At 63.6% G+C, this 13,510-nt stretch carries 12 protein-coding genes; 6 read left to right on the forward strand and 6 right to left on the reverse strand.

Going from position 1 to position 13,510, the window contains the following annotated elements:
- Window position 1 precedes the first annotated feature (1 nt).
- Entirely contained in the window at window positions 2-481 is a 480-nt protein-coding gene (locus tag QZ648_RS22085; protein ID WP_291998307.1) for a hypothetical protein, read from the forward strand.
- 55 nt (window positions 482-536) lie between these two features.
- Here the strand turns inward: QZ648_RS22085 and murB are convergent, their stop codons facing one another.
- Both murB and metH read right to left on the reverse strand, forming a co-directional pair.
- Entirely contained in the window at window positions 537-1,646 is a 1,110-nt protein-coding gene (gene murB, locus QZ648_RS22090) for a UDP-N-acetylmuramate dehydrogenase (RefSeq protein WP_291998308.1), read from the reverse strand.
- A 23-nt stretch (window positions 1,647-1,669) separates the two neighbouring features.
- Window positions 1,670-5,377 carry a methionine synthase gene (gene metH, locus QZ648_RS22095; protein WP_291998309.1) on the reverse strand — a complete coding sequence of 1,236 codons (3,708 nt, stop codon included), beginning with the start codon at window positions 5,375-5,377 and terminating at the stop codon, window positions 1,670-1,672.
- A 374-nt stretch (window positions 5,378-5,751) separates the two neighbouring features.
- Here metH and QZ648_RS22100 point away from each other — a divergent pair, with 374 nt between their 5' ends.
- The 5 genes from QZ648_RS22100 to QZ648_RS22120 all read left to right on the forward strand — a co-directional run bounded on the left by QZ648_RS22100 (window position 5,752) and on the right by QZ648_RS22120 (window position 10,143).
- Entirely contained in the window at window positions 5,752-6,309 is a 558-nt protein-coding gene (locus tag QZ648_RS22100) for a hypothetical protein (protein WP_291998310.1), read from the forward strand.
- A gap of 277 nt (window positions 6,310-6,586) precedes the next feature.
- Window positions 6,587-7,258 carry a PEP-CTERM sorting domain-containing protein gene (locus QZ648_RS22105; RefSeq protein ID WP_291998311.1) on the forward strand — a complete coding sequence of 224 codons (672 nt, stop codon included), beginning with the start codon at window positions 6,587-6,589 and terminating at the stop codon, window positions 7,256-7,258.
- A 195-nt stretch (window positions 7,259-7,453) separates the two neighbouring features.
- The gene (locus tag QZ648_RS22110) at window positions 7,454-7,729 is read left to right on the forward strand and encodes a transposase (RefSeq protein WP_291998409.1); all 276 of its coding nucleotides are present in this window, start codon (window positions 7,454-7,456) and stop codon (window positions 7,727-7,729) included.
- Window positions 7,730-7,801: 72 nt separating this feature from the next.
- Entirely contained in the window at window positions 7,802-8,263 is a 462-nt protein-coding gene (locus QZ648_RS22115) for a type II toxin-antitoxin system RatA family toxin (protein ID WP_291998312.1), read from the forward strand.
- Window positions 8,264-8,295: 32 nt separating this feature from the next.
- Entirely contained in the window at window positions 8,296-10,143 is a 1,848-nt protein-coding gene (locus QZ648_RS22120; RefSeq protein ID WP_291998313.1) for a glutamine--tRNA ligase/YqeY domain fusion protein, read from the forward strand.
- A 15-nt stretch (window positions 10,144-10,158) separates the two neighbouring features.
- Here the strand turns inward: QZ648_RS22120 and arsC are convergent, their stop codons facing one another.
- From arsC to QZ648_RS22140, 4 genes are all read right to left on the reverse strand, one after another.
- Window positions 10,159-10,512 carry an arsenate reductase (glutaredoxin) gene (gene arsC / locus QZ648_RS22125; protein ID WP_169067172.1) on the reverse strand — a complete coding sequence of 118 codons (354 nt, stop codon included), beginning with the start codon at window positions 10,510-10,512 and terminating at the stop codon, window positions 10,159-10,161.
- Window positions 10,513-10,600: 88 nt separating this feature from the next.
- Window positions 10,601-11,806 carry an ABC transporter permease gene (locus QZ648_RS22130; protein WP_291998314.1) on the reverse strand — a complete coding sequence of 402 codons (1,206 nt, stop codon included), beginning with the start codon at window positions 11,804-11,806 and terminating at the stop codon, window positions 10,601-10,603.
- Entirely contained in the window at window positions 11,803-13,107 is a 1,305-nt protein-coding gene (locus tag QZ648_RS22135) for a HipA domain-containing protein (RefSeq protein ID WP_291998315.1), read from the reverse strand. Before QZ648_RS22135 ends, QZ648_RS22130 begins: the two co-directional genes overlap by 4 nt.
- Before the next feature lie 103 nt (window positions 13,108-13,210).
- Window positions 13,211-13,507, reverse strand: coding sequence for a hypothetical protein (locus QZ648_RS22140; RefSeq protein ID WP_291998316.1), 297 nt, complete (start codon window positions 13,505-13,507; stop codon window positions 13,211-13,213).
- Between the last annotated feature and the right edge of the window lie 3 nt (window positions 13,508-13,510).

Here is a 13,510-nt window from a genome sequence, read left to right on the forward strand (position 1 = left end):
CATGTTCGATCTTTTCAAATCAGCACCGTTCCGCGATCCACAGCTTGGCGAGCTCTTGCGCTCCCGCGGCCATTGGCGCGGATCGATCAGCCTCGGCAGCGATGAAAACGTCCCGCTGGCGATCTCCGGCACGCGCAGCGAGCCCGACGCGCCGGCCTTGCAGGCGGCACGCGAAGTCGCCACGCAGTTTGCCGGTTGGCGGCCAAGCATCGAACAGGCGCTATTGGAGCATTACGGCCCGTATGCCGAGTCCCTGGCCAGGGGTGAGCTGAGCGAAGCCGGCGCCGCATTTCCCAAGCTGGTGGACGCCCGTGAAGTCTGGGGGGCGGTATCGCTGGTGTCCGTGTCGCTTGCTTTTGTGGATGGAAAAGTGAGCACCGAATTGGCCTACACGACGCTCTGGGATGAAGAGCACACCGTTGGCGCCTGTTTTCAGGACGGCGAGTTCATCGAGCTTTGTGGCAGTGTCGTGCCGGTCTGAGCGCAGGGTCCTCCACAGGCGGACTGTCGAAGGCCTTCGGCCCGGCATTCAGCATTCAGAGAAAAACCGGCTCGGGCAAGAGCTCGACGGCGAAGCGTTCGCGGACATCCCCCTGCACGGCTTGCGCCAACGCCATCACCTCGGCGCCGCACGCCGCGCCGCGATTGACCAGTACCAGCGCCTGCTTCTCGTACATCCCGACGCGGCCCAGATCCCGACCTTTCCAGCCGCTGCGCTCGATCAACCAGCCGGCGGCCAGTTTGATGCGGCCGTCGGGCTGCGGATAGCGCGGCAGACCCGGATGTGCAATCGCCAATTGTTCGGCGAGCGAGGCGCCGACCACCGGGTTGTGGAAGAAGCTGCCGGCGTTCGGCAGCGTTGCCGGGTCGGGCAGCTTGCGGCTGCGGACGCGGATCACCGCCTCGGCGATTTGCCAGGCAGTGGCCTGGCTGTCCGCTTGGCCCTGCGGGTGGCCGTTCGGATGGCTGTCCGGCCGAGTGTTCGGCGAGTCGTTCGCGTCGCTGCTCCGCTGCCCTTCGAGTTCGGTGGCGAGATCGCTGTAGCCGAGTAGTGGCTGCCAGGCTTTCGGCAGGCGGAAGGTCACCCGCGTGATCACCCGTTGCCCATCCAGATGCCAGCCTTCCTGCTTGAAGACGCTGTCACGGTAGGCGAAACGGCAGTCGGCGTGAGCGAGTCGCAGCGTTCTGCCGGTCTGCATGTCGATGGCTTCGAGGGCATGCAGGCGCTCGCCGACTTCCAGTCCGTAGGCGCCGATGTTCTGGATCGGCGCGGCGCCGACCGTGCCCGGAATCAGCGCCAGATTTTCGAGCCCGGGCCAGCCCTGCGCCAGTGTCCACAGCACCAGTTGATGCCAATTTTCGCCGGCACCGGCACGGACGTACCAGGCGTCGTCGTCTTCACCGATCAGCTCGCGACCGCGAATCGCCATTTGCAGCAGCAGGCCATCGAAGTCGCCGGTGAGTACCAGATTGCTGCCGGCGCCGAGAACGAAGCGACGCCATCGGTGGTTGCCGGCAAGCATTGCCAGTTGCGTGCTGGTGTGGATTTCCGCGTGCAAGGCAGCCCGGCCCGGCAAGCGCAGCGTCGTGCGCATGCCAAGGTCGACGTCACGTGCGACGAAGTCGGGCAGCCCTGGTGCGCTCATCGCTGCCCCCTCCCGCTCGTCGCCTAGAGCAGAGGTGCCAGCCAGCGTTGGGCTTCGCTGACGCTGAAGCCGGCGCGCTCGGCCCAGTCTTCGAGCTGGTCACGGGCAATCTTGCTGACCGCGAAGTAGCGCGCCTGCGGGTGCGCCAGATAGAAGCCGGCAACTGCCGCCGCTGGCGTCATCGCGAAATTCTCGGTCAAGCCCATGCCGGTGTTGGCGGGCGCGTCGAGCAGCGCGAAGAGGGCGCGCTTGGCAGTATGGTCGGGGCAGGCCGGGTAGCCGGGAGCCGGCCGGGTGCCGCGATAGTCCTCGCGGATCAGTGCCGCGCAGTCCAGTGTCTCGTCGCTGGCGTAGCCCCAGTAATCGCGGCGCACCTGCGCGTGCAAGTACTCGGCACAGGCTTCGGCGAGGCGGTCGGCGAGCGCTTTCAGGAGGATCGCGCGGTAGTCGTCGTGGGCGGCGGCAAACTCGGCGAGCTTGGCTTCGATACCAAAGCCGGCGCCGACGGCAAAGGCGCCCAGCCAGTCCGGCGTACCCCGCGCAGCGACAAAATCGCTCAGACAGTAGTGCGGCTTGCCCGCGGGGCGCTCCTGTTGCTGGCGAAGGTTGTGCCAGCTCATCAAGCGTTCGTTACGCGCTTCGTCGGCATAAATCTCGATGTCGTCGCCGACGGCGTTGGCCGGGAAGAGCCCGAAGACAGCGTTGGCGCTCAGCCATTTTTCCTCGATGATCGTCTGCAGCATCTTCTGTGCGTCGGCATAGACTTCGCGCGCCGTCTCGCCGACCAGCGCGTCATCGAGAATTTTCGGAAAGCTGCCGGCCAGATCCCAGGTCTGGAAAAACGGTCCCCAGTCGATGAACTCGGCCAGCGTCGCCAGGTCGATGTCGCGCAGGACGTGCAGGCCGGGCTTATTCGGTGCGACAGGTTTGTAGGCCGCCTCGGCGTCATCCGAAAAACGGTTGTCGCGCGCTGCGGCAAGGGTCACCAGCTGGATGCCCTTCTTGTTTGCGTGCTGCGCGCGCAGCTTTTGGTAGTCGGCAGCGACTTCGGCCTTGTAGCTGGCGGCGCGGTCGATCGACAGCAGTTGGGTGACGACGCCGACGGCGCGCGAGGCGTCAGGGACGTAGATCACCGGTCCGCTGTAGTTCGGCGCGATCTTGATCGCCGTATGCGCGCGGCTGGTCGTCGCGCCGCCGATCAGCAGCGGCACGGCAGGGCCGCCATCAACGCCGTCGGCAAAGCCCAGGCGCTGCATTTCGCTGGCGACGTGACTCATCTCCTCGAGCGACGGAGTGATCAGGCCCGACAGGCCGACTGCCTGTGCGCCGTGTTCGCGGGCGGCGTGCAGGATCTTGTCGCAGGAGACCATCACCCCGAGGTCGACAACGTCGTAGCCATTGCAGCCGAGGACGACGCCGACGATATTCTTGCCGATGTCGTGCACGTCGCCCTTGACCGTGGCGACGACGATCTTGCCTTTGCTGCTGACCCCGGTGCGCAGCTTCTCGGCTTCGATATAGGGAATCAGGTGGGCGACCGCCTGCTTCATCACCCGTGCCGATTTGACCACCTGCGGCAGGAACATTTTGCCGGCGCCGAAGAGGTCGCCGACGACGTTCATGCCGTTCATCAAGGGCCCCTCGATGACCGACAGCGGTGGTTTCCCGGCGGCTTCCAGCGCCGCGCGACACTCTTCGGTGTCGCCCACCACGAAGTTGTTGATGCCCTTGACCAGCGCATGCGTCAGGCGCTCCTCGACCGGCAGCTCGCGCCAGCTCAAATCGGGACCGCTGTCTCTGGCCTTGCCCTCCTTTACCGTCAGCGCAAACTCGACCAGCGCTTCGCCGGCCTCGGGGCTGCGGTTGAGCACCACGTCTTCGACCTTGTCGCGCAGCACCGGGTCGAGGTCATCGTAGACCCCGAGCATGCCGGCATTGACGATGCCCATCGACAGGCCGGCCTTGACCGCGTGATACAGGAAGACGGTGTGGATCGCTTCGCGCACCGCGTCGTTGCCGCGGAACGAGAAGGAGACGTTGGAAACGCCACCCGAGAGCTGCGCACCCGGCAGCGTGGCGCGAATCCACTTGCAGGCCTCGATGAAGTCGACGGCGTAGTTGTTGTGCTCTTCGATGCCGGTGGCGATGGCGAAAATGTTCGGGTCGAAGATGATGTCCTCGGGCGGGAAGCCTGCCTGCTCGGTGAGCAGCTGGTAGGCACGGGCGCAGATTTCGGTCTTGCGCGCGTAGGTGTCGGCCTGTCCGCTTTCGTCGAAAGCCATCACCACCACCGCCGCGCCGTAGCGCCGCGCCAGCCGCGCCTGGCGCAGGAATTCGGCCTCCCCCTCCTTCATCGAGATCGAGTTGACGATGCCCTTGCCCTGGATGCATTTGAGGCCGGCTTCGATGACTTCCCACTTCGACGAGTCGATCATGATCGGCACGCGCGAGATGTCCGGCTCGCTGGCAATAAGCTTCAGGAAGCGCTCCATCGCCGCCTTCGAGTCGAGCATTGCCTCGTCCATGTTGATGTCGATCACTTGCGCGCCGTTCTCGACCTGCTGGCGGGCGACCGCCAGTGCGTCGTCGAAACGGCCTTCGAGAATCATCCGCGCGAAGGCTTTCGAGCCGGTGACATTGGTGCGCTCGCCGACATTGACGAACAGCGAGTCCTTGCCGACGTTGAAGGGCTCGAGGCCCGAGAGGCGCAGCTTCTGCTCGACTTGCGGCAGGCGCCGCGGCCTGACCCCGGCGACGCCCTTGCTGAGCGCGGCGATGTGTTCGGGTGAGGTGCCGCAGCAGCCGCCGACGATGTTTACAAAACCCTGCCTGGCCCAGTCGGAAACTTCCGCGGCGAGCTGCTCCGGCGTCTCGTCGTAACCGCCAAAAGCGTTCGGCAGGCCGGCGTTGGGGTAGGCCGAAACAAAACAATCGCAAATCCGCGACAACTCTTCGACGTACTGGCGCAATTCGGCGGCGCCGAGCGCGCAGTTGAGGCCGAAGCTCAGCGGCCGAATGTGGCTCAGCGAGTTCCAGAACGCTTCCGCGGTCTGCCCGGATAGCGTCCGCCCGGAGGCGTCGGTGATGGTTCCCGAGATCATCACCGGCCAACGCCGTCCCACCTGTTCGAAGTACTGCTCGACCGCAAAGAGCGCGGCTTTGGCGTTCAGCGTGTCGAACACGGTTTCGACCAGGATCAGGTCGACGCCGCCTTCGCACAGTCCGCGCACGGCTTCGCTGTAGGTGGCGACGAGTTCGTCGAAGCTGGTGTTGCGGTAACCCGGATCGTTGACGTCGGGCGAGATTGACGCCGTGCGCGAGGTCGGTCCGAGGCCGCCGGCGACGAAGCGCGGCCGGCTCGGGTCGCGCGCGGTGAACTCGTCGCACACCGCGCGCGCCAGTTGGGCGCCGGCGACGTTCAGCTCGTGCACGATCGCTTCGAGGTGGTAGTCGGCCTGCGAGACGCTGGTCGAATTGAAGGTGTTGGTTTCGATAATGTCCGCGCCAGCCGACAAGTACTCGGCGTGAATCGAGCGGATCAGATCGGGCTGGGTCAGCACCAGGAGGTCGTTGTTGCCTTTCAGGTCGTGGGGATGCGCGGCGAAGCGGCTACCGCGGTAATCCGCCTCCTGCAGCCGATGACGCTGGATCATCGTGCCCATGGCGCCGTCGAGAACGAGAATTTTCCTTTCGAGGCAGGCTTTGAGTTCGGCGGTACGGTCCGGCTGCATGGCTATCCCTTGTGTACGGTTGCGGCGCTACAAAACAAAAAACCCGTCGGCGAAAAGCTCAACGGGTCTTGGTGCGGGCCTCGCTTCAATGTGAAAGTCGCGTACGCGAATCGCCAATCGCGAATCACGAATCTCCCTTCTCCCACCGTACGAGAAGAGCCCGGGGAAGAGGGGCGATTATGACTTTCATGAGTTGGGGTCTCTCGACAGGTCATGACCGGTAGCGGGATTTTTAACGCGCCCGCAATTTTTAACGCGCCCGCAATCTGTTTACGTCAAATCGGCGAAAACCCGGCATGCTGACGCGGGCAGGAGGCGAATCTACCCGCCAGGGAAATGCTTGTCAAGGCGGCAGCTTTTTCACGGCGATGTCGATGCACCTCTACTTCGACGCCGACCTGACGGCGTTTCGCACCACCTTCCGCATGGACGGCCAATCGCAGATGCAGAACCCGATCGCCCCGGCCAAGGGAGGCCAACACGCTCTCGCCCTGCATCCAACTCACCGCGCGCTGAGCGAGTCGCGAACCCTCTCGGGGCCGTCGTGCCCGCCGTGGTTCTCGATTCCCTTCTCCCCCCTCTGTTTTCCGCAGGAGACGTCCATGCAGACCAACACCAAGGGCAGCGAAACACTGTCGATTCTCGCCACCATCGACCCCGCCTGCCAGGCCGCCGGTACTGTCACCGCCGCCTGGGGGTCGGTCGCCAACTTCCATGCGTTTCTGGCGGTGGTCGAGACCGGCGTCCTTGGCGCTGCTGCGACGCTGGACAAGATCCAGCAGGCGGCGATCAAGCTGAGGCTCGCGAACCTCGACAGCAACAACGGCTTCGCCTTCCTGCGTTTGTCGCTGACCGTCGAGCTTGCCGCCAGCATCGTCGCCGGCAAGTTCATCGGTGTGCATCCGCGCCACGCCACGGCGGCGGTCTGCTGAATCCGTTTTAGTGAACGAAAAAGGTCAGGTTTCGTGAGCGCCGAGGCATTGGGTCTCATTTGCGCCGGTGTGTTGTGGGGCCGCCACGCGTGTCGGGATTTTTTACACATCCGGAACGTCCGGCTGACCATACTTCATCAGGTCATTGTTTACATGATAAAAGCACTATCTGGCACGCTTTTTGCGTGTTGAGTTGCGGCTATCCGTGGAAAGATATTGACCAATTCATCACAAATCCGTCGCAGCCGTTCAATCCAAACTTGCTAGGAGAATAATCATGCTGAAAGAACTTCTCGGGGCTGCCCATAAACTGGCTGCTATAGCGGCTATAGCGGCTATAGCAGCCTCCCTTTCGTCGCCCGCGAATGCCGGTTTGCTATTGATTGACAACCTTGCCGGTAACCCGTCCGAGCCTTCCGAAGCGGTAGACGAGACGCGCTCTGCAAACTCCGGCATTCTTGCGCGCATCGATGTTGGCGCAGCACCGGTCAGCATCGACCAGTTCGGCGTCTTCGGGCAACTGCAAAATGCTGGCGATCTGAACTTCGCAATCTTTTTGCCGGACGGAACACGACTCTATCAATCTGGGCTTCAAGCGACGAGCGCCGGAGTTGAATTACAGTGGTACGACTCGCCACTATTCTCCTTGGCGCTGACTGCAAACACCACCTACTACTTCGGTGTAATATCCGACGAAGAGTTCACCTATCACTGGCTGCTTCCCGGTACGACGGTGACGCAAAACGGCCTGACCAGCCTGGGCGGTGGCCTTTTCGGTAACAATGGCAACTTTATCGACGCCAGCGATCCGATCTTGAGTGACACTTGCTGCGTTGTACAACAAGGGACGCGGATCTACGGAGGTGATGCTAAGGTGCCGGAACCCGCCATGCTTGCACTTCTTGGCCTGGGCCTTGTCGGAATCCGGGTGTCGCGGCGCAAGCACTGAACAATTCTGTGCCTGGGCAGGCCCCGCGCCAGCGGGGTTTGTTTTTTTTGCGCGACTTTCACATTAACGGTCATGACTTTCATCATCCGGGGTATCTCGACTGTCATGATCGTTGGTAAGCCCATTCTCGTGGAACCCGGCGCACCGGCGCCCTTTGACGTGGAATAGCAACGCAATGGCGTTCGCGACCTGATGATGATATCCAAGCCAGCACGCGGCTGGCGCGAGGTGTTGATCACCGAACGCCGAACCAAGATCGATTTTGCGCACGCCATGAAGCACTTGGTTGCCCCCTTCCCCGTGGCGAAAAGCATTCGCGTGGTGCTCGATAACCTGAACACCCACAAACCGGCTTCACTCTATGACGTGTTCCCGGCAGACGAGGCCCGGGCTATCGCCAAGAAACTCGCTTTCCAGATCACTGCTGTTATGCGTGCGGGGTGTCGTCAGGCAGCCGTGCCCAGCTCGTGATGCTGTGCCCTGCGCTGTCCGGCTCCGAGCACGCAAGCGCGCAGTGAAACGGAAAACAGGAGGCAGCAGCCCATGGCAACCCACCGTGAAAGCCGCGCTATTGCGCTCGCCGCCGAGTACCTGTTCGATGTCGTCGCCGATGTCGAAAGCTATCCCCAGTTCGTGCCGCTGATCGCCGATGCGAAGATCGTTCGCCGCGAAGAAGCGGCCTACGAAACCGAGCAGAGCCTGGCGCTCGGGCTACTGTTGCATCGCTTCCGCACGCGCACCGAGCTCGATCGCCCGCACAAGATCAGCATACGTTCCAACGACCGCTCGTTCGCGCACTTCGACATCCGCTGGGCCTTCACGCCGTTCGGCGATGATCGCTGCCACGTCGACTTTGCGCTTGACTGCGAGACACGTTCGTTTCTGCTGATGCCGGTGATTCAGCTGCTGGTCATGCCGATGGCTGCCGGCATGGTCAGCGCCTTCGAAGCGCGTGCGCATGCGCAGGCTGCGAAAAGCGGCGGTGCTGCCAGCCCGGACGGGTAAAATGCAAGGCTTCTCGAATCAAGGACCGCCCCGTGAGCCAGGAGCCCAGCAGTAGTGCGGCGAGCACCTCAGCAGTCGCCAGCAGCAACTTTATCCGTAACCTCATCGAAGCCGATCTCGCCGCCGGCAAGCATGCGGCGCGCAGATGGTCGGGCCAGCCCGGGCCGGCCGCACAGCAACTTGCCGGTGCGCTCGACGCGGCGAAAATCCGCACGCGCTTTCCGCCGGAGCCGAACGGCTATTTGCACTTTGGCCACGCCAAGTCGATCTGCCTGAACTTCGGGCTGGCGCAGGACTACGGTGGTCGCTGCCACCTGCGCTTCGACGACACCAACCCGGAGAAGGAAGAGCAGGAATACGTCGATTCGATCGTCGATGCCGTGCATTGGCTCGGCTTTTCCTGGCAAGGTCCGCTCGCCGAAGCGTCGACAGACAGCGAGTGCAATCTCTATTTTGCGTCCAACTACTTCGACTGGATGGTCGAGTTTGCCGAATACCTGATCAGCAGCGGCCACGCCTACGTCGATAGCCAGAGCGCCGAGGAGATGCGTGCCAGCCGCGGGACGCTCACCGAAGCGGGTGCCAATTCGCCGTTTCGCCAGCGCAGCGCCGCGGCAAGCATGGACCTCTTCAAACGCATGCAGCAGGGCGAGTTTCCGGACGGCGCGCACATCCTGCGGGCGCGCATCGACATGGCCGCCGGCAACATCAATCTGCGTGATCCGGCGATCTACCGTATCCGCCACGCCAGCCACCACAACACCGGCGACCGCTGGTGCGTCTATCCGATGTACACCTATGCGCACCCGATCGAAGACGCCCTCGAGAACATCAGCCACTCGATCTGTACCCTCGAATTTGCCGACCAGCGCCCTTTCTACGACTGGCTGCTCGAGCGGCTGGCCGAAGGCGGCCTGTTGCAGCGGCCGCTACCGCAGCAGATCGAGTTCTCCCGACTGAACCTCACTTACATCGTCCTCTCGAAGCGCATGCTGATCCAGCTGGTCGAGGAAAAGCACGTGAGCGGCTGGGACGACCCGCGTCTGCCGACGCTGGTCGGCGCGCGCCGCCGTGGCTACCCGGCGGCAGGGTTTCGCCTCTTTGCCGAGCGTGTCGGCGTCTCGAAATCGGACTCGCTGATCGAGTACTCGTTGCTCGAAGACTGCATGCGCGAAATCCTCAACGATGCCGCCGAACGCCGCGTCGCGGTACTCGATCCGCTCAAGCTGATCATCGACAACTACCCGATCGGAGAAAGCGAGGAGTGCTTTGCGCCCAACCATCCGTTGAAGCCGGAAGCCGGCAAGCGCGCCATGCCCTTTGGCCGTGAGCTGTGGATCGAACGCGAAGACTTCATGGTGCAACCAAGCAAGGGCTACCATCGCCTCTATCCCGGCAATATGGCCCGTCTGCGTTATGGCTATGTCGTCAAGTGCACCGCTTTCGACCTTGACGACAGCGGTGCCGTGAGCGCCGTTCATTGCGAATACTTCGCCGATTCGAAGAGCGGTACGCCCGGTGCCGACGACTACAAGGTCAAGGGTAACCTGCACTGGATCTCGGTTGCCGAGGCCTGCCCTGCCGAAGTGCGCCTCTACGACCGGCTGTTCTCCGTCCCCTCACCTGGCGCCCGGCGCGAAGGCGACCCGGAGGGCGTCGAACGCGATTTCCGCGACGACATCAATCCCGACAGCATGCGCGTCATCCAGGCCTGGCTCGAGCCCTCGCTGAAGGCGGTCGAGGCGGAAGAATGCTTCCAGTTCGAACGGCATGGCTACTTCGTCGCCGATCGCGTCGATTCGCAGCCCGGCGCGCCGGTCTTCAATCGCACGGTGACGCTCCGGGATTCGTGGTCGGTGAAGGGCGGCGCGCGCAAGTGAAGCGCTGACCGCAGCCTAGAGCAACTCCAGCACCTTCTCCGGCGGCCTGCCGAGAACCGCCCGCTCGCCGCGTACGGCGATCGGGCGTTCGATCAGGATCGGGTGTGTGGCCAGGGCATCCAGCCACTCGTCGTCGCTCAGCGAACGTCCGGCGTAGTTTTCCTTGAAAACGGCTTCGCTGCGGCGCACGAGATCCGCCGCTTTCATGCCCAGCATCGCCAGCAGCGCACGCAGTTCTTCGCGGGTCGGTGGCGTCTTGAGGTAGTCGACGATCTCCGCTTCGACGCCTTTCTCGGCGATCAACTGGCAGGCGGCGCGGCTTTTCGAGCAGCGCTGGTTGTGATAAATGCGCAGGGGAATGTTGCTCATCGTTGGTCCTTGTAGAAAGAAGAAGTTGGGAAGGGATAGGATCGGGTAGCCGCAGCGCAGTTCGTTGCCGCCAGCGAGCCGTGTCGCCTCATTCGGCGCGCAGCGCGTCCACGGCGTTCAGCCGTGCCGCACGCCGGGCCGGCAGCACCCCGGCCAACAGGCCGATGAGCACGGCGATGAGTTCGGCCAGGGCGACGAAGCTGAGCGGCGTGTGCACCGGTAGGGCCGGCACCAGCAGGTGGATCAACTGCGCGAGCCCGAAGCCGAGCAGCAGGCCCAGCAATCCGCCGAGTGCCGAGAGGGCGACCGCTTCGCCGAGAAAGAGCCCGAGAATGGTCCGCCGCGGCGCGCCGAGGGCGACCAGCAGGCCGATTTCGCCCGTCCGTTCGGTGACCGCGATGGTCATGATGGTGACGATGCCGACGCCGCCGACGAGCAGCGAGATGCTGCCCAGCGCACCGACGGCCATGGTCAGCACGTCGAGGATGTTCGACAGGGTGCGCAGCATGTCTTCCTGGGTGGTGATCGTGAAATCCTCGCGGCCGTGGCGCGCCGTCAGCGTCGCCTTGACGCGCGCGCTGACGCCGGCGGCGCGCACGCCTTCCTCGTACGATAGATCGATCTTCATGATCCCGTCGCGGTTGTACAGCTCCAGCGCCCGCGCGGTCGGAATGTAGGCGGCGTCGTCGAGATCGATACCCAGGAACTGACCCTTGGCTTCGAGGACGCCGATGACGCGAAACTGCATGCCACCGGCGCTGATGCGGGCACCAAGCGGGTTGGCGCTACCGAACAACTCCTCCTTGAGGCGTGCGCCCAGGACCATGAAGGCGCGCGCACTGTCGGCGTCCTCGGCGGGCAGAAACTGACCGCTGCGCACCTTGATGCTGAACACCTTGAGCATGTCGGGGCTGACGCCATTGACCGTCGTGCGCCGCAGGCGGCCATTGGCATTGACTTCGGTGTTGCCCCAGACGGTCGCCGTCATGCCGGTGATGTGTGGCAGGCGGGCCAGGGCGCGTGCGTCGTCGAGGGTCAGCGGCCGCACCGAGGTCGGAATGCCGCTCGGCGCGTGCCCGGCGGTCTTCGTCCGGCCCGGCGCGACGCTGATCACATTGGTGCCGAACTGGGTGAATTCGGCAAGCACGAAGCGATGGATGCCTTCGCCGATCGAGGTCAGCAGGATCACCGCCGCGACGCCGACGGCAATGCCCAGCAGGGTCAGGAAGCTGCGCAGGCGGTGCGCGGTGATCGCGCGCAGGGCAAGGTGCAGGGAGTCGCGGGGGCGGATCATTTTTCTGGAAAAGACAGCCGGTGGGTTTTTTGAATCGTGTCGCGCCATTCATCGGCGAGGCGTGCCTGAGCGGCAAACTCCGGCCAGCGCTGCACGGCCGCCTGCACTTTCGCGATGATTGTCGCTGCGCGGCCCTGTTTCATCAGCGCCGCCTTCGCGCAGGCCTTGAAATCCGCCAGCGTGAAGCCGTCCCGTTTCCCATTCAGCGTCATCTGGTGCGTGGCCGTCCAGGAACCCGACGGATTGTAGCTGTAGGTGAGGTCGAAGGCCGGGGCGAGCGACCACGCGCCCTCCTTGTTCATCAGGAAGGCGATGTTCTTCACATGGTCGTCCTGATTGCGCGCCACGATGTTGAACACCATCCGCCGGAACTGCTCCTCCACCGCGGCCATCGGCAGTTGCAATTGGCGGATGATCAGCAGCGCCTGCTCGTAGGCGTAGGCTCCCGCTTGATTGAAATCGAAATGCGCTAGCGCACCCAGCGACTGCATGTGCAGCTTCTCCCCGCCAGGCAAGCGATCGAAGCGGCGGGTCATGAAGTGCCGCCGCCCGTCTTCCTCCAGCAGCCGGCAGGCGCTCATCGTGATGCCCGCCGCCTTGGCCATCAGGTGGTAGGCAAACTCGATGGTCCCGTATCCCTGCGGGTCTTCCAGCTCCTTGTCCCTGTTGCCGGAAACACCGTCGAACTTCAGCAGCCAGTATTCGAAACCCTCGCCGGCCGTGATTTGCCCCGAACGCACTTCGTTGCTGGCCGGGTTCCAGGCGATCACCGCCTTGGCCCGAGCCCCGCCGGCGACCGTGCCGACGCTCAGGATGGCGCGCAGCGCCTTCTCTCTACCCGTGTCGTGGAAATGTCCCTGGAGATCGTTTCGGTGCGTCATCACCTCGCCGGCCAGTCGCACCAACGCGTCGATTTCAATTTTCGTCGTCTTGCGCTCGCTCGGCCCCAGCACCGGAGCAAACTCCAGCGCACCCATGCCGCGCTTGCCGGTGTAGCAAAGGCGCTCGACGGCGTTGAAGCTGTCTGGCGTGCGGCCCTGCGTGGCCAGCCAGGCATCGATCAAGGCGTTTCCGAAGCGGTCCGGCAGCGAGTCCGCGAGCAGCCCCGGCAGACCGTGGAAGGTCTCGCGCGGCAGCGCCTGGAATTGATGCACCCGCTCGCTCAAGGGCATGCTCAGCGGCGAAATTTCGATCCCGCTGCGCGCGAACTCCGTGTCGTATTGAAACGTGGCCACCTCCCGCCTTTCCGCGAGCGAGACGGCACCGATCGTGCGGCCCCAGAGCTGGACTTTGGCGATCATGTCGGCTCACCCCAGGTCCACTTCCTGTTTTGGCCTGGCGCGGCCTGTCGGTCGTTGCCTCGAAAGCGGCCGGCCAGGTCCATTTCCTTGATCTTCGAAAGCGTCATTCGGCGGACCGGTAAGCTTGCTTCGCATGGATCGGCGCGGTCGGGAACGCCAGGCGCAATTTCCCGTCCCTGGTCAAAGGCTTGAGGTGTTGCTGGCGTAGGGCATGCGGATCTCGCTTCAGCAGTTCAGCCAGTGTGCTCAGCGCGACAAAATGGCCACGGCAGACGGCGAGAATCGCCTTTTGCATCGCCTCCTCGGCAATCTCTTTCTTTGATCTGGGCTCAATCGCGAGCTTTTCCAGCTCAATGCGGAACGCTGGAGTCAGGCCGTTCAGCGAATCGATGACCGGCACATC

This window comes from Candidatus Accumulibacter sp. ACC012 (assembly GCF_907163155.1).
GTDB classification, from domain to species: domain Bacteria; phylum Pseudomonadota; class Gammaproteobacteria; order Burkholderiales; family Rhodocyclaceae; genus Accumulibacter; species Accumulibacter delftensis.